The 23,152-nt window shown below is 61.5% G+C and carries 22 protein-coding genes; 11 read left to right on the forward strand and 11 right to left on the reverse strand.

Annotated features, from left to right (window positions below; translation table 11 throughout):
* The first annotated feature begins 35 nt into the window (after positions 1 to 35).
* Complete coding sequence (locus tag E6P07_RS08225; RefSeq protein WP_153975163.1) at positions 36 to 527, forward strand: methyltransferase family protein; 492 nt, start codon at positions 36 to 38, stop codon at positions 525 to 527.
* A 76-nt stretch (positions 528 to 603) separates the two neighbouring features.
* Here the strand turns inward: E6P07_RS08225 and E6P07_RS08230 are convergent, their stop codons facing one another.
* The gene (locus E6P07_RS08230; protein WP_153975164.1) at positions 604 to 2,652 is read right to left on the reverse strand and encodes a thioredoxin domain-containing protein; all 2,049 of its coding nucleotides are present in this window, start codon (positions 2,650 to 2,652) and stop codon (positions 604 to 606) included.
* Between the two features lie 124 nt (positions 2,653 to 2,776).
* Here E6P07_RS08230 and mobA point away from each other — a divergent pair, with 124 nt between their 5' ends.
* From mobA to E6P07_RS08275, 9 genes are all read left to right on the forward strand, one after another.
* On the forward strand, positions 2,777 to 3,442 hold the full coding sequence (gene mobA, locus E6P07_RS08235; protein ID WP_153975165.1) for a molybdenum cofactor guanylyltransferase MobA: 666 nt from the start codon (positions 2,777 to 2,779) through the stop codon (positions 3,440 to 3,442).
* 90 nt (positions 3,443 to 3,532) lie between these two features.
* A complete protein-coding gene (locus tag E6P07_RS08240; protein WP_153975166.1) occupies positions 3,533 to 4,894 on the forward strand; it encodes a DegQ family serine endoprotease in 1,362 nt (453 codons plus the stop codon).
* Between the two features lie 61 nt (positions 4,895 to 4,955).
* On the forward strand, positions 4,956 to 5,216 hold the full coding sequence (locus tag E6P07_RS08245) for a hypothetical protein (RefSeq protein ID WP_153975167.1): 261 nt from the start codon (positions 4,956 to 4,958) through the stop codon (positions 5,214 to 5,216).
* Between the two features lie 6 nt (positions 5,217 to 5,222).
* Entirely contained in the window at positions 5,223 to 6,770 is a 1,548-nt protein-coding gene (locus E6P07_RS08250; RefSeq protein ID WP_153975168.1) for an ATP-binding protein, read from the forward strand.
* A gap of 36 nt (positions 6,771 to 6,806) precedes the next feature.
* The gene (locus E6P07_RS08255; RefSeq protein WP_153975169.1) at positions 6,807 to 8,795 is read left to right on the forward strand and encodes a tetratricopeptide repeat protein; all 1,989 of its coding nucleotides are present in this window, start codon (positions 6,807 to 6,809) and stop codon (positions 8,793 to 8,795) included.
* Positions 8,689 to 9,738, forward strand: coding sequence for an O-linked N-acetylglucosamine transferase family protein (locus tag E6P07_RS08260; RefSeq protein WP_162008619.1), 1,050 nt, complete (start codon positions 8,689 to 8,691; stop codon positions 9,736 to 9,738). The genes E6P07_RS08255 and E6P07_RS08260 overlap by 107 nt, the downstream gene beginning before the upstream one ends.
* Before the next feature lie 10 nt (positions 9,739 to 9,748).
* Positions 9,749 to 11,002 carry a class I SAM-dependent methyltransferase gene (locus E6P07_RS08265; RefSeq protein ID WP_211363088.1) on the forward strand — a complete coding sequence of 418 codons (1,254 nt, stop codon included), beginning with the start codon at positions 9,749 to 9,751 and terminating at the stop codon, positions 11,000 to 11,002.
* 6 nt (positions 11,003 to 11,008) lie between these two features.
* Positions 11,009 to 12,556 (forward strand): ATP-binding protein, encoded by a 1,548-nt coding sequence (locus E6P07_RS08270; protein ID WP_153975171.1) that lies wholly within the window; start codon positions 11,009 to 11,011, stop codon positions 12,554 to 12,556.
* Between the two features lie 36 nt (positions 12,557 to 12,592).
* Complete coding sequence (locus E6P07_RS08275) at positions 12,593 to 12,772, forward strand: tetratricopeptide repeat protein (RefSeq protein WP_211363089.1); 180 nt, start codon at positions 12,593 to 12,595, stop codon at positions 12,770 to 12,772.
* Positions 12,773 to 12,886: 114 nt separating this feature from the next.
* On the opposite strand, the gene E6P07_RS08280 is transcribed toward E6P07_RS08275, so the two are convergent.
* From E6P07_RS08280 to holA, 9 genes are all read right to left on the reverse strand, one after another.
* Positions 12,887 to 15,724, reverse strand: a complete 2,838-nt coding sequence (locus E6P07_RS08280) for a BPTD_3080 family restriction endonuclease (RefSeq protein ID WP_153975172.1) — start codon at positions 15,722 to 15,724, stop codon at positions 12,887 to 12,889.
* 20 nt (positions 15,725 to 15,744) lie between these two features.
* Positions 15,745 to 15,957, reverse strand: a complete 213-nt coding sequence (locus tag E6P07_RS08285) for a DUF2283 domain-containing protein (protein ID WP_153975173.1) — start codon at positions 15,955 to 15,957, stop codon at positions 15,745 to 15,747.
* Positions 15,954 to 16,202, reverse strand: coding sequence for a DUF4258 domain-containing protein (locus tag E6P07_RS08290; RefSeq protein WP_153975174.1), 249 nt, complete (start codon positions 16,200 to 16,202; stop codon positions 15,954 to 15,956). The genes E6P07_RS08285 and E6P07_RS08290 overlap by 4 nt, the downstream gene beginning before the upstream one ends.
* Complete coding sequence (locus E6P07_RS13735) at positions 16,187 to 16,387, reverse strand: hypothetical protein (protein WP_211363090.1); 201 nt, start codon at positions 16,385 to 16,387, stop codon at positions 16,187 to 16,189. The genes E6P07_RS08290 and E6P07_RS13735 overlap by 16 nt, the downstream gene beginning before the upstream one ends.
* Positions 16,388 to 16,552: 165 nt before the next feature.
* Positions 16,553 to 16,891, reverse strand: coding sequence for a HepT-like ribonuclease domain-containing protein (locus tag E6P07_RS08300; protein WP_170286793.1), 339 nt, complete (start codon positions 16,889 to 16,891; stop codon positions 16,553 to 16,555).
* Complete coding sequence (locus E6P07_RS08305; protein ID WP_153975175.1) at positions 16,881 to 17,192, reverse strand: nucleotidyltransferase family protein; 312 nt, start codon at positions 17,190 to 17,192, stop codon at positions 16,881 to 16,883. The genes E6P07_RS08300 and E6P07_RS08305 overlap by 11 nt, the downstream gene beginning before the upstream one ends.
* Positions 17,189 to 19,033, reverse strand: a complete 1,845-nt coding sequence (locus E6P07_RS08310; protein WP_162008620.1) for a DUF559 domain-containing protein — start codon at positions 19,031 to 19,033, stop codon at positions 17,189 to 17,191. Before E6P07_RS08310 ends, E6P07_RS08305 begins: the two co-directional genes overlap by 4 nt.
* Positions 19,034 to 19,052: 19 nt before the next feature.
* Positions 19,053 to 20,630 carry a DNA methyltransferase gene (locus E6P07_RS08315; RefSeq protein ID WP_211363091.1) on the reverse strand — a complete coding sequence of 526 codons (1,578 nt, stop codon included), beginning with the start codon at positions 20,628 to 20,630 and terminating at the stop codon, positions 19,053 to 19,055.
* A gap of 607 nt (positions 20,631 to 21,237) precedes the next feature.
* Entirely contained in the window at positions 21,238 to 22,266 is a 1,029-nt protein-coding gene (gene holA / locus E6P07_RS08320; RefSeq protein WP_153975177.1) for a DNA polymerase III subunit delta, read from the reverse strand.
* Between the two features lie 50 nt (positions 22,267 to 22,316).
* Between holA and E6P07_RS13740 the strand changes: the two genes are divergently transcribed.
* Positions 22,317 to 22,502 carry a hypothetical protein gene (locus E6P07_RS13740; protein ID WP_211363092.1) on the forward strand — a complete coding sequence of 62 codons (186 nt, stop codon included), beginning with the start codon at positions 22,317 to 22,319 and terminating at the stop codon, positions 22,500 to 22,502.
* 39 nt (positions 22,503 to 22,541) lie between these two features.
* Here E6P07_RS13740 and pth read toward each other — a convergent pair whose 3' ends face one another.
* Complete coding sequence (pth, locus tag E6P07_RS08330; RefSeq protein WP_153976182.1) at positions 22,542 to 23,126, reverse strand: aminoacyl-tRNA hydrolase; 585 nt, start codon at positions 23,124 to 23,126, stop codon at positions 22,542 to 22,544.
* Between the last annotated feature and the right edge of the window lie 26 nt (positions 23,127 to 23,152).

Here is a 23,152-nt window from a genome sequence, read left to right on the forward strand (position 1 = left end):
AAACCAGTGCCCTTTGTAATCGATTGGAGGCTCACATGTCACTGTTACAGGCGTTTAAGGGGCATCGCGGCGAGTATCTGGTCGCGCTGCAATTCTTATTGTTCTTCGCCTTCGTCCTGGCGCCGAACTGGAACCCATTGGCTACCACCGAGGTGCTGGCGGCCCTTGCGCCGGTACGCTGGATCGCGCTCGGCGGCGCTGGACTGGTTGCCCTGGTCTTCGGGGGGTTCGGCGTGCTGCACATCCGCGACTATCTCACGCCCCTGCCCTATCCGGTCGACCACAACCAATTGGTCAAGCACGGCATCTATGCCTGGGTGCGCCATCCGCTCTACAGCAGCCAGCTCTTCGCGGCGCTCGGCTGGACGCTCTATACCCTGAGTCTGACCCATCTGCTGATCCTGATCCTCGGCTTCGTCTTTTTCGACTACAAGGCCCGCAAAGAGGAGGACTGGCTGACCGAGCGTCACCCCGAATATGCCGAGTATGCCCGCCAGGTGCGCAAGTTCGTGCCCTGGATCTATTGAGGGGGCTCGTCCTTGGTGTCTGCGCCCCGACTGGCGATGCGCCCCCTCCCCGACTCCCAAGCCTCATGGACACTGCCTAAAGCCCAGTGAGCGACTCGACCGGTCGCGCGCACTGGGTACCACGACAGCGATAGATCAGGGGTTGCGCGCCTGCTCTCAGCGCGGCCAGGGTGCCGGGTAGGCCTGTGACCTCGGACGGGATGGCGAAGACGAGCCGATGCGGGCGATAGCCCTGCTGGGCCTGCCGCCGCCAGGTCTCCAGCGGCTCAGCGGTAGCACGGATGATGAGCAGCTCGGGCGGGTCGAGCCAGTCGTCGAGCGCCATGAGCAAGCTGGCGTGGGCATGCGGCACCCGGCGCATCGACTCGGCGGCAAGCCGCAGCGTCCCCTCGGCGGCCTCCAGATAGCGCATCTCCCCGACCAGATGACCGAGTCGTTGCAGCGCGCGTGCGGCCACGCCGTTTCCGGACGGCATGGAGTCATCGCCGAGCGGCTTGGCGCGATGGATCAGCGACTCATGTGAGCGACCCGTGAACCAAAAGCCGCCGCGCTCGGCGTCGTGGAACTCGGCAAGCAGCACCTCGGCCAGCTCGATCGCAAATTCGAGGTCCGTATTCGACCATCGGACCTGAAGCAATTCCAAGAGTGCATCGATCAGGTTGGCATAGTCGTCCAGATAGGCGTTGAGATGGGCCACGCCGTCCTTGTAGGTCGCCAGCAAACGGCCATTGCGCCATAGCCTTGTGCGGATAAAGGCGAGCGCCTGTTCGGCCGATTCCAGATCATCGGGCCGATCCAATACCCGCGCCGCGCGCGCCATCCCCTTGATCATGAGCGCATTCCAGGCCGTCAGGATCTTCTCGTCGCGTCCGGGACGCACGCGACGCTCACGGGCCTCAAAGAGCTTGGCGCGCGCCTGGGTAAGCCGCGCCTCAGCCAGATCTGGATCCAGACCCAGGGCCTGGGCCGCCTGCGCCGGCGTGCGATAGCCGTGCAGATGCCAGCGCCCCTCGAAGTTGGGCGGACGGTCCAGGCCATAGACCATCGCGAACAGGGGGTACTCGCGTGCGTCCAGGCGTGCACGCACCTCCTCCCGGTCCCAGAGATAGAAGGCCCCCTCATGCCCCTCGCTGTCGGCGTCCAGGCTCGAGTAATAGCCACCCTCAGGCGACTGCATCTCGCGCCTGGCCCAATCAGCGGTGGACTGGGCGGCGTCGCGAAAGAGGGTCTCGCCGGTGGCGGCATAGAGGTCGCAGCACAGCGCCAGCAGCGGGCCGTTGTCGTAGAGCATCTTCTCGAAATGCGGGATCATCCAGGCGTCATCGACCGCATAACGACAGAATCCACCGCCGAGCTGATCGGCAAGACCGCCGCGGATCATGCGTTCCAGGGTCAAACGGGCCATCTGTAATGGACGTGGATCTGGGGCGGCGTCCGCTGTGCGTGCATGACGCCGGAGCAACAGTTCGAGATCGGTCGCATGAGGGAACTTGGGCGCGCCCCCGAATCCACCGTGCTCGGGATCGAAACTCAGTGCCAACTGTTGGAAGGCGGCCTCCAGCAGGCCGGCCTCGGGCAGATCCGAACTGCCCTGGGGTTCAAGGCTGGCCAGGGCCTCCAGCAGACTCTGGTTCTGGGCGCGGATCGCCGCCCCCTGTTCGCGCCAGGCACGCTCGACCCCGACCAGCACCTGGGCGAACGACGGAAGGCCATGACGCGGCTCGCGCGGAAAATAGGTGCCGGCAAAGAAGGGCGTATGATCATCGGGCGTGAGAAAGACCGTCAGCGGCCAGCCACCGGGGCGTCGGCTCAGGAGCTGATGCGCGGTCTGATAGACCCGGTCGAGATCCGGGCGCTCCTCGCGATCGACCTTGATGTTGACGAACAGCCGGTTCATCAGCTCAGCCGTGGCCGGATCCTCGAAGGACTCGTGCGCCATCACATGGCACCAGTGACAGGCCGAATAGCCGATCGAGAGCAGGATCGGGCGATTCAGGGTGCGCGCCAGACTCAGGGCCTCGGCGCACCAGGGCCACCAATCGACTGGATTTTGGGCGTGCTGCTGGAGATAGGGGCTGGTGGACGAGGCCAGATGATTGGTACGCTGGGTGTGGAACGATGACATGAGGGTTCGGTCTCCGCATGGTCGAAGGGTTTAGGGCCGTCATGGGTCCGATTGAGTTCGGTTTCCAGACGGCTTGCGGGCCTCTAGCCTGCTCAAGACCGCCCATAACGTCCGAGGATCCCCCATGAACGCACCTAGACCCGAGACCCTGACCGGCGTCGTCCTGGCCGGCGGCCAAGCGCGACGCCTGGGAGGGGTGGACAAGGGCTTGATCCTGGTCGGCGGACGACCGCTGATCGCCTGGGTTCTCGACGCACTCGCCCCTCAGGTCGGGTCGGTGCTGATCAATGCCAATCGCCATCCAGAACGCTATGCCGAGTTCGGTTATCCGGTGGTCGCAGATACACTCCCGGATCATCAGGGACCGCTGGCCGGATTCCTGGCCGGGATGCGCGCGGCCAGCACCGACTGGATCCTCACCCTGCCCTGTGACGGGCCGCGCCCGCCCTGGGACCTCGCCGCACGGCTTATCGGTGCCTTGATCGAGCAGAAGGCCGAATTGGCCGTAGCCACGGATGGCCGACGCCGCCAATCGGTCCATGCCTTGCTGCCGGTCGCCCTGGCCGACGACCTCGAAGACTTCCTCGCCAGGGGCGGACGGCGGGTCGAGGATTGGCAGCAGGGCCATCGGCTTGCAGTGGCCGATTTCAGCGAACGGCCCGAAGCGTTCGCTAATGTCAACACGCCGGAGGAACTCCAGCGATTCGCGGCGCGCGAGGCCGGGGCCGGAGCAGACGATGACGAGATCTTTACCGCATCATGCCTCTGGAACAGGCTGGGCACCGGATGACGAACCGGTCACTTCCAGAATCTTGCATTGTTCGATATGGCCCACTAGTTTTCAGCGATCGAACGACAAACCTAAACCGGGGTACACTTCATGTCTTATCAGCGTATTCGGTCCCAGTGGTGGTTTTGGCCCCTGCTCTTGTGCCTGACGTCCACGGCATGGGCCACGCTTCCGCTGAGCGTCGACGGGCGGGCGCTGCCCACGCTCGCGCCCATGTTGGAGCGCGTGCTGCCGGCCGTGGTCAACATCTCGACCGTCACCCGCATCGAAATGGCCGAGCATCCATTGCTGCGCGACCCCTTCTTTCGTTATTTCTTCGACATCCCCAATCAACAGCGCCAGCGCGAGAACAGTAGTCTCGGCTCCGGCATCATCGTCGATGCCAAACGCGGTCTGGTGCTCTCTAACCACCACGTCATCGCCAAGGCCGATACGATTCGGGTGACGCTGCATGACGGGCGCACCCTGGAGGCGACCCTGATCGGCAGCGATCCTGAGACCGATGTCGCCGTACTGCGCATCCCGGCCCAGAATCTTACCGCCCTGCCCTTTGCTGACTCCGACCAACTGCAGGTTGGCGATTTCGTGGTCGCGATCGGCAATCCGTTCGGACTACGCCAGACTGTGACCTCCGGGATCATCAGCGGTCTAGGGCGCACAGGACTGGGCATCGAGGGGTATGAGAACTTCATCCAGACCGATGCCTCGATCAACCCGGGTAACTCGGGTGGCCCGCTTGTGAACCTCAACGGCGAGCTGATCGGCATAAACACGGCGATCCTAGCGCCCGGCGGTGGCAATATCGGCATCGGCTTTGCCATCCCATCCAACATGGCACGCGCCATCATGGAACAGATCCTAGAGTTCGGCGCAGTGCGACGCGGTCTGTTCGGAGTTGCGGTACAGAACCTGACTGACGATCTGGCTAGGGCAATGGGGCTGAATAGTCTCGACGGCGCCCTGGTGACGACCGTAGAAAGCAGCTCGGCCGCCGAGGAGGCAGGTCTGCGCGCGGGCGATGTCATCCTCAGGCTCAACGACAGGCCAGTGCGCGGGGCCTCGGATCTACGCACCCAGTTTGGACTGCTGCGGGTCGGGGAATTGGTCAAGGTCGATATCCTGCGCAACGGCAAAACGCTGCGTCTGACCGGGCGCATCGCCGACCCCTATCGCCATTACATCTCAGGCGAGCGTCTGTCCCCCGCGCTGTCCGGGGCACTGTTTGGCGAACTGAATACGGACTCGGGGATCCCTGGTGTGCCTGTGGGGACCGTCGATCGCGAGAGTCCAGCCTGGCGCGCCGGTCTGCGCGAGGGCGACCGTCTGGTCCAGGTCAATGGTCAGACCCTCAGCTCCCTAGGCGACATCGCCAAGATCCTACGTGCCTCCAAGGGGCTCTATAGCCTGCGTATCCAGCGCGGCGATGACCTGATCTTGATCTCAGTGCGTTGAACCCTCGAGCGGCTCTGCCATGCCTACGATGGCGAGGTCGTACTGGGCTTAGGCGTACCCAGTGCTTGGCGAAGCGGGCGCAGGCCGCGGCCCGCTTTGTCCAGGCGAGCCGCGCAGCCAAGGCAACGATCGCCGCAGCCGTGATGAACTCAAAGCCAACCCGCCGGATGCGGTGATCATCACAACCCAATGGCGCGCTGCCGATATTGTCATGGAGATGCGGCGCGAAGGTATCGCTGCCAAACAGATTCTGCTCGAACACCAGGGGCGTCTCATTGACTTTTGGCACGACCCGCATCCCTATGCTTTACCTCCAATGTGACTGGCTATGAAAAAGAAACTCCCCATTGGCATCAGTACGCTCTGCAAGATGATCCGCGACGGCTATGTCTATGTGGATAAGACCCGCTATGTCTATGAAATGGCCAGTTCGGGGGTGTACTACTTTTTAAGCCGCCCGCGCCGTTTTGGCAAAACCCTGTTTGTCGATACCCTGAAAGAGGCCTTTGAAGGCAATCGCGAACTCTTCCGCGGCCTGTGGCTTTATGATCACTGGGACTGGGACAAGAAGTATCCGGTGATCCATCTCTCCTTGGGCAGTGGGGTGGTCCGCGACAGGATAGATTTAGACAACAAAATCCGAGATCTCCTCTACCAAAATCAGGAACGCCTTGGCATCCAGTGTCGGGACGCTACCGACGTTGCGTTGTGCTTTGGAGATCTCATCCGCAAGGCCAAGGCACAATACGCTCTACCGGCAGTGATCCTCATCGACGAATACGACAAGCCTATTTTAGATAACATTACCGATGCACAAAGGGCAACAGAGATTCGGGAAGGACTCAAAAATCTCTATTCGGTCATCAAAGACCATGATGCCCATATCCAATTTGTCTTTTTGACCGGTGTGAGCAAGTTCAGCAAGGTGTCGATCTTTTCGGGGCTCAATAATCTGCGCGACATTACCATTGACGAGCAGTATTCTTCCATCTGTGGTTATACCGAGTCCGAGCTCACGGAGCATTTCAAGGAACATCTTGCTGGGCACGAGAGAGAGATGATCCGGCAGTGGTACAATGGATACAGTTGGACAGGGGAGGAGCGAGTCTATAATCCATTTAGTATTATCAATTATCTGCAAACAAAAAAGATTCGTAACTACTGGTTCGAGACAGGCACTCCATCGTTTCTCATCGAGCTCTTCAAAAAGAAACGCTACTACATCCCCCAGCTGGAGAACCTCGAAGTTGGCGAAAGCATCCTCGGCAGCTTTGATGTGGACTTTATCGAGCCAGAGAACATCCTGTTTCAATCTGGATATTTGACCATTGCAGATGCCATCATGAAGGGCAGCCGCTGGGTCTATCGCCTGACCTATCCCAACCTCGAGGTCCGGCAATCCCTGAGCGACTATATCCTGCGGGCCTACCATCACTCCGCCATCGAAAAAGAACGGGCCCAAAACCGGCTCTACGACTGCCTCATGGCTAAGGACATTTCAGGCATTGTGGCGATCATGCGCGCTCATTTTGCCTCCATCCCCCACGACTGGTACCGCAAGAACCGCATCGACCAGTACGAAGGCTACTATGCCAGCGTGTTCTATGCCTATTTTGCCTCCATTGGCGTGGACGTGCGGGTGGAAGACCCCACCCACTATGGCCAGGTGGATATGGCAGTGCTTCTGCCAGAAGTCGTCTACGTCTTTGAGTTCAAAGCCATTGACGGCGAAGAGGCCACCGGCGAGGCCCTGGCCCAGCTCCAGGCCAAAGGTTATGCCGCAAAGTACAGGGGCACCGGCCGGCAGGTGCAGCTCGTAGGGCTCGAGTTCAGCAAGACCAAGCGGCAGATTGTGGGGGTGGCGGTGGAGCAATGACTTACGTCGTTATCGTCGTGACACGAAGGAATTGGTATGCTCTCTCATCGTATTCAGGACGCCCTCCAACAAACCATCGAGCACCATCAAGCCGGCCGTCTGCCAGAGGCCGAGCGGCTCTACCGCGCCATATTGCAAGTGCAGCCCAATCACCCGGATGCACACCACAACCTGGGGCAACTCGTCCGCCAGATGCGGCAACCCCGTGCGGCGCTGCCGCACCTCAAAGCCGCGCTCGAAGCCAAGCCCGACGTCGCGCAATACTGGCTGAGCTTCATCGCCGCGCTGAGCGACGCGGGTGAAGTACAAACCGCCCGGTCGGTGCTCGAGCAAGCCCGCGCGCGCGGCTTGACGGGGCCGGCGATCGACGAACTGGCCGCCCCACTGGAGGCAGTGGCCATGACCGCTCCAGCCCCGCCAACCGCACCCTCGCCTGCGGCTGAACCGCTGCCGCCAGAGGCGACCCAAGGCAGCCCGCGCGAAGCGGCGCAGACGCCACTGCAGCCAGCCATTGATCTACGTGAGCGGGGCGACTACGCCGCTGCCGAAGCATGGTTGCGCGCCCATTTGGCGCAGCACGGCGAAGACGCTGCGGCGCTAGCGTTGCTCGCACAAGTGCGCATGCTGCGCAAAGACGACGCGCGAGCCGCTGAGCTATTGCAACGGGCTGCCGCGATCGATGCCAAGCACCCGGCGGTACTGCGCAACCGGGCGCGCCTGAAACTCAAACAAAACGCCCCGCAAGAAGCTCTTGCGCTGGCTGAGGCAGCCTGGGCCGCCGAGCCGACACTGGAAAGCCGCCTTTTGCGTGCTGCCGCGCTGGCTGCCGTGCAACGCAGCCAGGAGGCTGCGCGAGAGATCGACGCCATCCTAGCGGTCAAGCCCGACTACGCCGAAGCCTGGGCCAACCGAGCGCTTGTCGCCCTGCGCAGCCAGCAGGTCGAAGCAGCCATCGCCGCTGCCGAGCGGGCCGTTGCGCTCAAGCCACACCTGGCGCAGATCTGGCGCATGCTCGCAGGCCTGCGCCTGCAACACCGCCATGATCTTTCGGGCGCCATCGCCGCGCTCGAGCAAGCCTTGGTCAGCGAACCGGATGATGTGGCGACACTTTCCGACCTGGGCGAATTCTTGCGCCGGGCCAAGCGGCTCGATGAAGCGCTGCAGGTGCTGGCGCGCGCCGTGAGTCTGGACGCTGGCAGCTACAACGCCTGGGTCAATTACGGCACTGCGCTACAAGAAGCGCAACGGCTCGAGGAAGCGCAAGCCGCCTACGAAAAAGCGCTGGCCATCAATCCCCGCTCGCCCGAAGTCGCCAACAACCTCGGTGCCATGGCCAAAGACCGGGAGGATTGGGAAGAGGCGCTGCGCTACTTCGAACAAGCCTTGGCAGAAAAACCCGATCACGCCGAGATCATGAGCAACAAGGCGGCGGCGCTCACCGCGCTGGAGCGCTTCGATGAGGCCGAAGCCGCGGCACGAGACGCCTTGCGCCTACAGGAGGCAATCCGTCTCAAGCCCAAGGCGGTTGAATACCGCGTGCTGCCGGCGTTGATGCTGCCCTCCATCATGGATTCGGCAGATGCCATCGCCCACTGGCGCAGCCGCTATCAGCAGGGCATTGCGGCGCTGCAAGAGGAGATCGATGAAATCCGCGACCTGAGCAAGGTTAGCCACAAGTCTTTCTATCTTGCCTACCACAACGCTGACGACCGGCCGATCCTGGAAGCGCTCAGCCAGTTTTTTCGCAGCAAGGCCCCCCAGCTCAACTACACCGCCCCGCACATTGCCCAGTGGCGGATGTCAAGCCAGCGGCGTATTCGGCTTGGCATCGTATGCCGACAACTTTCGCAATCATCCTGTCGGTCGCTTCATTTTCTATTTCATCAACCATCTCGATCGTCGGCTTTTCGAAGTTGTCGTGATCTATCCTCGCCAAACCAAAAAAGATGCCCTCACCAAAGAAATCGTCGGTCGTGCCGACCATTATGTTGCTATTGGCGGTCCGTTGCAGCAACAATTCGCTGACATTGCCGCGCTCGAATTAGACGTACTGTTTTACCCCAATTCCCAGGAAAGCGATAAAACTTACTTTCTTGCCTATGGGCGACTCGCACCCGTGCAATTCGCTTTTTGGGGCATTGCCGAGACCACTGGTATCGATACCATCGATTATTACTACTCCAGCATACTGATCGAGCCGGAAGAGGCGGTTGCGTACTACAGCGAACATCTCGTTTTGGCTTCTTGCTTGCCGTGCCCGATCGCGTTTTATGTTGCACCATCAGAGCGCAAGTCGCGTTCTGACTTTGGTTTGCCAGAAAAGGGGCGTATCTATCTCTGCTCACAATCGCTTTTCAAAATCCATCCAGAATTCGACGCCGTTTTGCGCGAAATTTGCCGCCTTGATCCTGAGGGTCACTTGGTCTTCATCGAAGCCAAAATCAAAGCGCAAACTGAACGCCTTCGCGAACGCTGGTCACGCAGTGCGCCAGAACTCAACGAGCGCGTCATCTGGCTGCCGCGGAAAAGAAGCGATCTTTTCTTCGAACTTCTCAATCACGCCGATGTGCTGCTCGATCCGATTCACTTCGGTTCGGGGACCACGTTCTACGAAGCCATGTTGCATGGTGTGCCGATCATCACCTGGCCTGGACGCTTCATGCGCGCGCGTATCGTCGCCGGCGGCTATCGCCAAATGGGTTTGAGTGACGAGGCACCGATTGCAACTTCGTTGGATGCATATGCGGCTACCGCCGTAGCCTGGGCAAAGGATAAGGAGCGATGCCAGGCATTTCGGCTACGAGCCAAGGAAGCGAACAAACTTCTGCTGGGAGCCGAAGCAGCTCGCCAATTCGAAACCTTCCTCCTCGCCGCTCTCGAGGCCGCCGCTCGCGGCGAAAGACTGCCTTCTGGCTGGCGCGTGCCGACGGACGCCGCCCCGACGGGACTGACGCTGGAGGCGCGATGACCCCGATCCCATGGTTCAGGAGAAGACTGATATGAGTGCGCCCACGTCGGTTTCGTTTTTCCGACTCTATCCCTGCCCCGTCTGTGGCGTGTCAGCAGCGCTGACCTTTTTCGACGGCGGGCAAGCGCCGCTGGCGGCCTTGGGTTGGCCGCGCTCTACGGAGGAAGCGCAGGCCATGGCGCGCTACCCGCTCGATTTTGTCCAGTGCACGGCGTGCGGCCATGTCTGGAACCGTTCCTTTCGCTACGAGGCCGTCCCTTACCGTGAGCATTCCAACCGCATGTTCAACAGCGGCTCGCTCTGGCGCGGCCATCTAGCGGAACTGGCCGAGACGACCCTGGCCATGCTGCCCCAATGCCCTTGTGTGGTCGAAATCGGTTGCGGCTGCGGTCACTTTTTGCAGGCCCCGGCCCTACGCCGGATAGGGCGTTACTTTGGCTTCGACCCAAACGGGCAAGCCCAGGCCCAGACGTGTTTCCAGTTCGAGGCCCGGCTCTTTACGCCCCACGAAGACCTGCCGCGCTTGGCGCCTGACCTCATCGTCATGCGCCACGTGCTGGAGCACTTCACCGAGCCGGCGGCCTTTGTGCTGCAGCTGGCGTGGGCGGCCAGCCGCTGCGCCAAGCCGGTTCGCTTGCTCGTTGAAGTGCCGTGCATCGACCGAGTCTTCAGCACCGGTCGTCTGGCTGATTTCTTTTACGAGCATCCGCAGCAGTTTGGCACCGAATCGCTGCGCACCTTGCTGGAACGCGCCGGCCACATCGAGCGGCTGTGGCATGCCTACGACGGCGAAGTGGCGTTAGGGGTGGTGCGCTTGGGTCTGCCTGCCGCCTGGCAGGAGCGAGCAGATGCAGCGGCGCGCTTTGCTCAGGCAAGCCGCCAGGCCAAGGAGACCATCGGCGCGCAACTGGCGCAACTGGCGACAAGCGGCCAGCGCGTGGTCATCTGGGGCGGCACCGGCAAGGCCGCGGCCTTCATGCACTACTACGGGGTTGATGGCGAGCGCTTTCCTTGCGTGGTCGATTCCGACTCGGAAAAGGTGGGGACCTATGTCCCAGGTACTGGTCAGCTCATCCGTAGCCGTGATGAACTCAAAGCCAACCCGCCGGATGTGGTGATCATCACAACCCAATGGCGCGCTGCCGATATTGTCATGGAGATGCGGCGCGAAGGTATCGCTGCCAAACAGATTCTGCTCGAACACCAGGGGCGTCTCATTGACTTTTGGCACGACCCGCATCCCTATGCTTTACCTCCAATGTGACTGGCTATGAAAAAGAAACTCCCCATTGGCATCAGTACGCTCTGCAAGATGATCCGCGACGGCTATGTCTATGTGGATAAGACCCGCTATGTCTATGAAATGGCCAGTTCGGGGGTGTACTACTTTTTAAGCCGCCCGCGCCGTTTTGGCAAAACCCTGTTTGTCGATACCCTGAAAGAGGCCTTTGAAGGCAATCGCGAACTCTTCCGCGGCCTGTGGCTTTATGATCACTGGGACTGGGACAAGAAGTATCCGGTGATCCATATCTCTTTTGCAGAGGGTCAGATGGCAAACCGGGGTGAACTCGATACCTGGATCATCGAGCAGCTGAAGAAAAACCAACGCCGCCTGGCAGTCCCACTTGAGCCCAGCACGTTTATCCCCCTCTATTTTTCCCAACTGATTGAGGCAGCGCACGCCACCCACGGCCAACCGGCAGTGATCCTCATCGATGAATATGACAAGCCCATCCTGGACAACATTGCTACCCCTGAGATCGCCGCCGAGATGCGCGAAGGACTCAAAAATCTCTATTCCGTCATCAAAGGCCAAGACGCCCATATCCAATTTGTCTTTTTGACCGGTGTGAGCAAGTTCAGCAAGGTGTCGATCTTTTCGGGGCTCAATAATCTGCGCGACATTACCATTGACGAGCAGTATTCTTCCATCTGTGGTTATACCGAGTCCGAGCTCACGGAGCATTTCAAGGAACATCTTGCTGGGCACGAGAGAGAGATGATCCGGCAGTGGTACAATGGATACAGTTGGACAGGGGAGGAGCGAGTCTATAATCCATTTAGTATTATCAATTATCTGCAAACAAAAAAGATTCGTAACTACTGGTTCGAGACAGGCACTCCATCGTTTCTCATCGAGCTCTTCAAAAAGAAACGCTACTACATCCCCCAGCTGGAGAACCTCGAAGTTGGCGAAAGCATCCTCGGCAGCTTTGATGTGGACTTTATCGAGCCAGAGAACATCCTGTTTCAATCTGGATATTTGACCATTGCAGATGCCATCATGAAGGGCAGCCGCTGGGTCTATCGCCTGACCTATCCCAACCTCGAGGTCCGGCAATCCCTGAGCGACTATATCCTGCGGGCCTACCATCACTCCGCCATCGAAAAAGAACGGGCCCAAAACCGGCTCTACGATTGCCTCATGGCTAAGGACATTTCAGGCATTGTGGCGATCATGCGCGCTCATTTTGCCTCCATCCCCCACGACTGGTACCGCAAGAACCACATCGACCAGTACGAAGGCTACTATGCCAGCGTGTTCTATGCCTATTTTGCCTCCATTGGCGTGGACGTGCGGGTGGAAGACCCCACCCACTATGGCCAGGTGGATATGGCAGTGCTTCTGCCAGAAGTCGTCTACGTCTTTGAGTTCAAAGCCATTGACGGCGAAGAGGCCACCGGCGAGGCCCTGGCCCAGCTCCAGGCCAAAGGTTATGCCGCAAAGTACAGGGGCACCGGCCGGCAGGTGCAGCTCGTAGGGCTCGAGTTCAGCAAGACCAAGCGGCAGATTGTGGGGGTGGCGGTGGAGCAATGACTTACGTCGTTATCGTCGTGACACGAAGGAATTGGTATGCTCTCTCATCGTATTCAGGACGCCCTCCAACAAGCCATCGAGCACCATCAAGCCGGCCGTCTGCCAGAGGCCGAGCGGCTCTACCGCGCCATCTTGCAGGCCCAGCCCAACCACCCCGACCCCAACCACAACCTCGGCCAACTCGCCCGCCAGGTCGGCCAGCCGCGCCTCCGATAAGCGGCCTCGGCTGAAGGCGCATGTTGGGCGGACTTTAGGATGGTTTTATCTCTGCTCAATCTCGCTCATGATTTGTTCCAATGTCTTACCGAGTTTTTTTCCCATACATCCCAGTTAGCCTCTCGTTCGCGCTTCCCCGCCTTGCAGGATCACGTCCCGAATCCCACCGGGTTGCCGCACTACCGCCCAACGCCAGCGTCCGAATCCGCCATGCGCGTTGACGGCCTGGATCCATTCTTCCAGATACTGGCGCTTCACTTTGTCTTGTTCGGTGTCCTGCCCCTTCGTTTCGAGCACGAGCATGTCGCTGCTCTTCAGCCGAACGAGGAAATCGGGCCGATACTTCCGGACGACCCCGCGATAGACGTAGAGCACCTCGAAGCCGAGATGGTCATTCTTGACCCAGGCGGCCACCGCGTCGCTGTTGTCGAGCACGAAGGCGTCCGACGCCTCCCAGGCGCTGTCGTAGACGCAGACGTTGATGTGCGACTTCCGCGTGCGCTCGCACGGCTTGCCGGTGTGCCAGGTGCACATGTCACCCGTTGATCGGATCGGGTGGTCGCGGTCGAAGACCGGGGTGAGCCGCTCGGTGTTCTCTTGCCGCACCGCCTCCCAGACGTGCTGGACGACCCGCGACATGTTGAGTGTGATGATCAGCCGGCGGCACAGCTCGTCCTGGTAGAAAAGCGGCGGCGTGATGGTGATGCGGTCGGAGGCGATGAACTGCTCGACGATCCGCACCAATTGCGCCAGCAAGACCTCGCGGCTGCCCTGCCAGGTATGTTTCATCTGATCGAAGACGTCCCGCGCGGTCTCGAAGATAATGCGCTGGGTGCGGAACTCGCGCGCCAGCCGCTCCAGCTCGATGCGGTTGATCCCGGCCATATTGGGCTTGCCTTCGAGGATGGGCGCCAATTCCGCTACCTGGGCGGTCTGGGCTGCGTCTAGTTCTAACGGCCGTGCCTTCGACCAATCCAGCGCCAGCGTGGGTTGAAACACGCGCTCGATGCGCACCACGTTCGGCCAGCGGATTTCAAACTCCGCCTTGGCGGGGTCCGGCTCGACCGCGGTCTTGGGCGTGGGCGGCGGTGGCGGGCCGTCCTCGCCCCCCTCGTGCGGCAAGAAGGTGAAGGGCACGCCGAAGATGTTCACGTACTCCGGCTCGAACAGGCCCGTCGCCGGGTTCACCTCGTAGGACGTGCGCCGTAAGCCGCGCCCCACCACCTGTTCGCACAAGAGCTGGCTTGTGAAGGCACGCAGGCCCATGATGTGGGTCACGGTCTTCGCGTCCCAGCCCTCGCTCAGCATGCCGACGGAGATGACCTTCTGAATCTTTTCGCCCGGCTGGCCCGCCTTGCCCACCGTGTCCACGGTCTGGCGCAGCCGCTCCGCCTGCTCGGCCTTGGTCAACTTGCGCTCGACCGGCGCGTCGTTCTCCCCTTCCTGCTCGTTCTCGTCGGCCACGTCCACCACCGGGGCGGCCGGCTCATCCTGCGCCTCCGCCTCGTCGAGCACCTTAGAGTCGATGTGCAGGATGCGCTCCGGGTCGCACAGCTCATCAATGTGAATCCGCCGTGAATCGAAAGCGTGCTTGACCCGTGCGGCGGTCTCGGTGCGGTTGCAGACGGTGATCATCACCGGCGGGGTGCGCAGTCCGGCTGCCTGCCACGCCTTCCACGCTTCGCGCCAGTCGTAGCCCAGCAGGTAGTAGGCATTCAACACCAGATCGGGCAGCGGTTCTTCGGGGGTGGCCTTGCGGTTCAGGTCGTCCTTCACGTCGGGGTCGTTGTAGATGTGATAAAGCCGCGACTTGTAGGTCCTGGCGTCCGGCACGGCGTCGTCGCGCACCACCACGCGCGGGGTCTTCACCAGGCCGGATTCGATGGCGTCGTTGAGGCCGAAATCGCTGACGATCCAGCCGAAGAGGGCCTCCTCGCTGCTCTTCTTGCCCGACGGCGTAAAGGGCGTGGCGGAGAAGTCATAACAGGTGAGAATGCCGCGCGAATGATGCAGCCGGTCCAACCCGCCGATCCACACCGTGGCTTCTTCGGCGCTGTCTTTCAGATCACGCTGGCGCAAGTATTTGCCCTCCGCCTCCCAGTTGACGCGCCAGGCGTGGTGGGCCTCGTCGTTGAGCACCAGCAGGTTGCGGGCATTCGCCATCTCGCCCAGTACCTCGCGCGTGTAGGCTTCGTCGCTCTTTGCGCCGCGCTTGTCTACGCTCTTCCGCTTCTGGATCTGCGCCTCGCTCTCCCACGCCAGGGCGTGCCAGTTGCGTATCAGCACCTTGCCCTGCCGCAGCTTGTCGAGCAGGGCGGAAGGCACGATGTCGAACGCCTCATAGTAGTTGCCCGCGCCCGCCGGTTCCAGAACGGCCAGCCGTTTCTTGACCGTCAGCCCCGGCGCGACGACGAGCACGTTCTTCGAGAAACGCGCGTCCTGTGGGTTCGCCACCTTGTTGAGGATGTGCCAGGCGATGACCATCGCCATGACGATGGTCTTGCCCGAACCGGTCGCCATCTTGCAGCACTGCCGCGCAAAGGCCCCGCCGTCGCCGGGAATCTCGATGCCCACCCGCTCGGCGGCGGGCGCTTCGGTCAGCCAGATGAGCGTCTCGACCGCTTCCAACTGACAGAAGAAGAAGCACCGCGCGTCGAACGCCTCCGGGTCGCGCCAGTGATCGAGCAGCCGCCTGGTGATGCTGGTCACGCCGGGATAGCCGGCCTCGCGCCAGGCTTTGACGCGCGGGCGGATCTGGTTGACCAGCGGAATCTCCACGAAGATGCCGGGGTCGTCGAAGGCCCGGGAATCGCCTGAGGCCACCACGTAGCCCGCTGGGCGACGGCCCTCCACCAGGTCGAAGGTGCGCGTCTCGCGATCGTAGCGCCAATGACGCTGCGGCTCCTCGTAGGGCGAATTGACAATCAGGCGGTCGATGGTGGTGCGGGGCATTCCGATAGCCACTCTCGGTTTCAAGCGACTTCCGGGACGGACTCGAACAACAGTCGCCGAATATCGGCCTCCGGCGCGCGCTTTGACAAGTACAGCATCTCGATGCCGACGACGCGGTCCTGATCGTCGTAATCCACGATGATGCCGGGCGAGACTTCCTCTGAACGGCTTGAAGGCGCTTCACTCAGCGTCAGGTAAAGCGCATCGGCCTGCCGGTCCACTTTTAACTTCACGGGATGGTCCTCCTTCGATCAAAGAATGCCGTTACAACATGGAGTGGTCTCTTCCTGGTGTTAACAACAACCCGTAACACACGATGGCCAAATTCAGGGATGCGTGCGAGACGATGTTCCAGGTCCGCGTCCACCGGATCGGCCTCGGTCAGCTCTGGCGCGGTCAATGCCCGTTCCATCCAGGCGACAGGGATATGCCGCTTCTTCAGCGCGTCCTGTGCATGTTCTGTCAGGACGTAGTCCATGTCTCCGTCACTCCGGGAGCGCCAAAACCTTCTTCAAACCGGCAGAAGAAGCGCCGCGCATCGAACGCCTCCGGGTCGCGCCAGTGCTCCAGGAGCCGCCTGGTGATGCTGGTCAGGCTCAGATAACCCGCCTTGCGCCAGGCCTTGACGCGCGGGCGGATCCGGTTGACCAGCGGAATCTCCACGAAGATGCCGGGGTCGTCGGAGGCTCGAGAATCGCCTGAGGCCACCACGTAGCCCGCCGACCGGCGGCCCTCCACCAGCTCACGTCTCGCGGTCGTAGCGCCAGTGCTTCTTCGGCTCATCAAAGGGCGAATTGATGATGAGGCGGTCGATGGTGGTGCGGGGCATTACTCCTCCAGGGGAACCAGTGCTTCGAGCTTAGCGATCAGCGGCGGAAGCTCTTCCCACGCCACCTTCCACACAACGTCCAAATCAATCTCAAAGTAGCCATGGACCAGCCGGTGTCGCATGCCGATCATCTCACGCCATGGCAGTTCTGGATGGGCGTCTCGAAACGCCTGCGAGACGCGCGAAGCCGCCTCGCCTATGATCTCAATGACCTTGAGCAAGGCCAACTGTTGCATGCGGTTGTGCTCAAATTCCTCTCGTGTGCAATTTCCTATAAATGCCACGCCATCCCGAGCAGCCAGCAACATGTCCAGGAGCAGGATGTCGTCAGGCCGCATACACCACCTCCGCAGCGTCGAGGATGGCCTTGCGGCGCAAGTAATTTCGGCTGGTTTGAATGGACCTTTTGGTCACTAAATCGACTTCACGGCCAAACAGGACACGCAGCTCGTCCTCCATGCGGACGAGATCAAAAAGCGTGCGCCCAGCCTCTGGCGCGAAGTCAACTAATACATCGACATCGCTGTCTGGTCCGAAGTCCTCGCGCAGCACGGATCCAAAGAGCGCAAATTCAACGATGCACCACTTCCTGCAAAACTCGCCGATGGCTTCATAAGGGATGGTGATGCGCGCGGTCATGCTTCCACCTCCATGACCTTCAGGCTCTCGATGCCCCGGTCATCCACGATCTTGACGGCAATGCGCTTGTGCTCGCCCGGTGCGAAGGGCAACGAGACCGTGCCCCGGTAAGCCTCTATCAGGTCCTCGTCGATCTCGGCCTTGAGGTTCTTTGCCAGCTTCGCCCAGCCGTCTTTTTCGCCTGCCATCGGAAAGAAGACCTGACGCGGGTAGAGGCTGCGGCCGTCGTAGTCGGTGTCGAGCAGCCAGACGGCGATCTTGTCTGCGCCGCCCGATTCGATGGCGCCGGTCTTGGTGTTGTAGTAATCAAAGCCATGCACTTCGACCACGAACCGGCCATCTTCGGCTTGGCGCAGCTCCACATCCGGCTGCCCGATGAGCCAGAAGGATTCGTTGCTGGCGCGCTTCTTTTTGAGGTCGTCGGTTAGGAGATCGGCGTTCATTTGAACCTTGAGGAACTGCATGCCGGCCAGCTCAGGCTTCATCTCGTCAATGTCCTTGGCCGCTTCGGGGTCGAACTGGAAGGCGGCAAAGATCAGCAGTTTTGGCCGCGGGACGAGCATCCGCGCCTCTTGCCAGGCATGCTCGACCTGCCGCTGCTCCAGGGGCCCATGTTCCGGGCCGAAGGAGACGACGACGCGGTTAGTGGCTAGTGGATAGTGGTCAGTGGATCGTTTTTTGGCGTCCAGCTTTCTTTCGCTATCCACTATTCCCTGTGCACTATCCACTACTTCGCCGTCGGCGTGCAGGTAGCGACAGCCGGGCAGCGGTTCCAGCCGGGCGAAGCGGATGGATTGCCCGTTTTTGCCACGGATGCCGGTACGCAATAGCTCGTCGCGCCATTCGGTCTGGCGCAGCGTCTCACCAGAGCGGGCAATCGAGGCATTTGCCGGTTCGGGCCTCGGCTCGAGAATTTCGTCCACCGACTTGACCACCGGCGCAGGCACCGCCTCGACGGTAAATGGGCCGGTGACGCGCACTTTCTTGCGATCCACAAAGGGCTGGTCGTAGAGCGTCTCCTGGTCGGCATGGCGGGCGATGGCGGCGTCTATTTCCTCCTGGCGCTTGCGGGCGAGCGTCAAGGCCACGCGCGAGGTGTCGCAGGTGATCCAGCGCCGGCCCCACTGCTCGGCAACAAAGGCGGTGGTGCCGCTGCCGCAATTGTGCACAACGCACAGCTCCGTGATGAAGGAGTGCGCGTCTTCTACTTCCAGGTCATACAACTCCTCTTCGGTTTCTTGAGTGTGGAGTTCAGCGATGCGCGCTGCGACCCGTTGCGGACCAAAGAAGACCCAATCACCCACAGCCAGGTCCTGCGCTTCCACCCACTCGGCCCTCTCGACGCTGAGCTGAAGGTGGCAGGTGTGTCGAATGGTTTCGTAAACGCCCTCCAGATTGGACAGGACCTCCCTGGCCGGGATTCGCAGCACCTCCAGGCCCAGCCCGCGGAGATAGGCATCGCGGGCCTGATCGTGAGCCAGCGCCTCTTCGCTGCTGTGGGCCGGCGCGCCGTCCACCTCGACGACAAGTTGGGCGTCGCGGCTGTAAAAGTCCGCTATGTACTGACCGATGGGATGCTGGCGTCGGAAGGTGAAACCGGTTTGGTCGTTGCGCAGGGCCGTCCACAGCTTACGCTCCGGCGGGGTCATTTCACGCCGCAGCGTCCTGCTTCGCCCGCGCACCCCCTGGGGAATGCCCGACCAGTCGTTGTGCCCTCCCAGTGAGCGCGGGCGGCGTTTGGCGAGCACCTTGTGGTCAGCAGAGAGCCAGAGCGTTGAGTCGGTTTTTTCGTGGCGGATGCCGATCATCGTGCCGCGGTATGGCCGGCGGATCACGCGCACGACGCGATGCGATTGCCCGTCATGCCCCAGAACCCAGTCGCCGGGTTGGATGGATTCGATGGGGAGCAGGGTAGCCCCTCCCCAGCCCTCCCCGTAAACGGGGAGGGGGCGTCCCCCCGCGTGCGGGGGGACCATCCGGGCAGGGGCTCCACTCCGGGCAGGGGCATGGGCGTCCCCCCGCGTGCGGGGGGACCATAGGGGGGCAGCCTCCCCCGTCCTCCACACACCACACCCGCGTCCCTTTCCGCACACACGTCGGGTCGAAGACCAGGTCGCCCGGGTCGGTGGTCATCAGGAGGCAGCGCTGGATGACAAGCGTATTTGTCTGAACCACATAAATTTTGCTCTCGCCCTTGAGAAATCCACCCGCCGCAGTATCATCCCAGGAATTCGGGATTGCGCGTACTAGGTAGTCGACCAGAAAACGTCGATAAAAAACGTTCTGACCCTTGATCTGCAATCGGCCAGCTGCGGCAAGGTTTTTCATGCCGCTTTCGGTTGTTGACCAGTGGCGGCCTGCATTTGGCGCAAAAGTCTGTCCGCCGTATTCAAACTGGAAAGCGCCGCTTTCCGTGTAGCCTTGTGAGGTAAGGTCAGCGAGAGCGTACTTCTTGCCCTGTAGCTTCTCTTCCGGCGTCCAACGCTCCACCTCAGTCAACTGGCGGCACGCACCCTCGGACTCAATCCAGTCGTAGTTACTCTCTGTTTCAAGGGGCCGATGCACGAATAATTGCCGGTACTTCGCTCGCGACTTATCTTTTGCATACCAGAGAGCATAGTCGGAGATGTTGTCCAGCAGCCCCCCCGCTCGTGCCGCCGTGGTGCGAAACGCGATTTGACTCACAAAATTCCCCGCCCCAAACACCTCATCCATCAACTCCCGCACGTGGTGCACATTCTCATCGCTGATCTGCACAAAACACGAGCCACTCTCCGCTAACAACTCTCTAGCCAAAAGCAGCCGGTCGCGGAGATACGTGAGATACGAATGGATGCCCAGCTCCCAGGTGTCGCGAAAGGCGCGGATCTGCTCCGGCTCGCTGGTCAAGTCCTCGTCCTTGCCGTCCTTGACGTCGCGCTTGTTCACAAAAGGCTGGAAGTTGGAGCCGTATTTGATGCCATAGGGCGGGTCGATGTAGATCATCTGCACCTTCCCCGCCAGGCCCTCTTTTTCCAGGAGCGAGTTCATCACCAGCAGGCTGTCCCCCGCCACCAGCCGGTTGCTCCAGCCGTGGGCGTGCTGGTAGAACTCGACGGCGTGACGCAGCGGCTCGGCACGCTCGGTGTCGAAGAGCGTCATCTGCTGAGGGCCGCCGCCGTTCTTCTTCCGCACGGCCTCGATGATGGTGCGCGGGTCAATGCGCTCGTGGACGTGCAGGGAGACCGTCGGCACCTCGAACGAGGTGTGCTCGGCCTTGCCGGCCCACACCAGTTGCGGGTCGAGGTGCGGGTCGTAGGCGTAGGTCTTCTTCTGCCCGGCGTCGGGGTCGGTCTGGGGCGTGACCAGCCCCACGGGCGGGTTGTTGACGCGCTCTTTGTCCCGATGCTCGTAGGATTCGATCGGGCGCTTGGATTCGGTTTTCTTGTTTCGTGCCATCAAGTTCCGCCTATTGGTTTCGTCATGCGCCGGTTCGGGAGGCCACAGCCATTGCCTTCTCCTATTGGTGAGGGCGGTGAAGCGAGGTAGATGCCCAACGTCGAAGCTCAGGGGCGCGAGCCGCTTGCGGTGCGTCCCCCTGGAGCGCAATGTTAGACGATGAGGCTCGCAAGAGCGCGAGCCTGCGAGCCCACGCCCGGAAGGCAAGGGAGAAACGGCGTTTGAAGAGCGCGACACGGCCCGCGCCCGCGAGGCGGGAAGACGGCGGCAGCTCGGAGCGCGGCGGGGCTGTCAGTGCAGGAACCACGGAGCCCGAAGACAGCGGCCAGACCCGAGCCCAAAAGTCGGCGCTGGCGAGACGCGATTCGGGGAGATGGGATTGATTAAGTGTTTCCCGAGACCCTCTCGTGCAGTATGGACGTGCCGGGCGGCGCTCAAACTCAGCGACGTGCCACGGGCGAGGGACACAGGATAGTTCCTTCGCGGCACATGCTCACACGGGACGCAACATGTATCGCGCGAAGCAAGGCGGACGTAACCGCTGGTATTACGCTGGTCATCGAAATGGCGGCCAGGCTGAGGATCCAAGTGTGGCGGCGAGATAGCGTCATGGGGATCCGAATCCGGAGAGCGGCCCGCCGCTCAGACCATCGGCGATGCGCGCGAGCCGATGCCAAGGATCGCCCGGATCGACGCCCTTGATGGCACGATCGACGCCGGCACACTGCCATAGAAGTTCGCGCAGCTGCCCCGTCGAGAGACGCCTTAAGGCACGCTCGATCGTCTCCTGCCGCATCCGGGGCACGCGATGCTTGGCATAGATCGCCTCAAGCGAAGTACGGCGGGCGACGGCATCCGCTGCCTCGGCCAGCATCCGCAGCTCGCGCGCCAGCACCCAGAGCACCAGCACATCGGCGGTCCCTTCGGCCCGGAGTACGGTCAGCACACGCTGCACCCGTGCCCGATCGCCCTTTAGTGCCGCATCGGTCAACGCAAAGAGATCGAACCGCGCGCTGTCGGCCAGATTGCCGAGCAGGTCGTCGAGTTCGAGCGGTCCGGGATCGTGCAGCAGACGCAGTTTCTCGACCTCCTGGACCGCCGCCAGCAGATTGCCCTCGGAGCGCTCGGCGAGCAAGGCGGCCACGCCCGGCCCTGGCTGCAAACCGACCGCGCACAACCGTTGCTCCAGCCAGCCTTCCAGCTCGCGTTCCTTCATTGGCCAGACCTGGATCACGGCACCGATCGACGCGATCCGCTTGGCCCAGGCCGACTGCAACTCCTTACGGTCCATTCCGGGGGCCAGGATCAACAACAGGGTGTCCGGACAGGGACGCTCGCAATAGACGCGGATCGCCTCGCTGCCCTCCTTGCCGATCTTGCCGGCAGCCACCCGCAACTCGATCAGACGCCGCGACGAGAACAGCGACATCGCCTCTGCGGCCGCCGCGAGTGCGCCCCATTGGAATGCCCCCTCGGCGTCGAGGATCTCACGTTCGTCGAACCCGGCCCGGCGCGCCGCCTCGCGCACCAGACGCGCCGCCTCGCCAAACTGATAGGGCTCATCGCCGCAGATCAGATAGACAGGCGCCAATTCGGCCTTGAGCTTGGTGCCAAGCTCATTGAGACTAATCGCCATGTATGTTTCAGCCAATCAAAACCGTTCATCCAGTGGAGCACACGAGGAACATGGTCGAGATCAAACATCGCGAAACCGGCGCGATCCTGGGGACCATCAGCGCCGATTCGCTCGTCGGCACCGATCTGCGCGACATGCCGCCTCAGGCCGACCTGCGCCCCGTCGAGATCCGCTATATGCCAACCTCCAGGGCGCGTAACCCCCAGTTGCCGGGCCACAAACAACATTTGCGCTAGCCTTTGTCTCGCCCGTGCTATCCGCTTGGCACAGATCGATCAGCCCTGACGATGCAGTCGATTCATCGCCTGCTGAAATTGCCCCTCGATGAGCTCGGGGAGCCGATGTTCGGCCTCCTCGAGCGACTGGCGAATACGCTGCTCATCGTCGCGGGAGGGACAGCCCAGGACATAACCCGTGACCAGGCTACGGTCGCCCGGATGGGCGATGCCGATGCGCAGACGCCAGAACTCGCGTGAGCCGAGCGCCGAGATGCTGTCACGCAGACCATTGTGACCCGCGTGTCCCCCGCCCTGCTTGAGGCGCGTCACGCCGACCGGCAGATCGAGTTCGTCGTGCGCGATCAGGATCCGCTCCGGGGGGATGTCGAAATAATGCGCCACTGCCACGACCGACTGACCACTGCGATTCATATAGGTGGATGGCTTGAGCAGACGCACATCACGACCGGCGACGCACACGCGCGCCAGCTCACCGAGAAACCTCGGTTCGGCACGGAAGGACTCGCCTTGGGCGAGCGCAATGGCCTCAACCCACCAAAAGCCGACGTTGTGGCGCGTCGCCTCGTATTGGGTGCCCGGATTGCCCAGCCCCACGATCAGTTGAATACCGGCATCCGACATGGTTGCTCGCATCAAGCGTCGGCCCC

Origin of the sequence: Thermochromatium tepidum ATCC 43061, assembly GCF_009664085.1 — a bacterium.
GTDB classification, from domain to species: Bacteria; Pseudomonadota; Gammaproteobacteria; order Chromatiales; family Chromatiaceae; genus Thermochromatium; species Thermochromatium tepidum.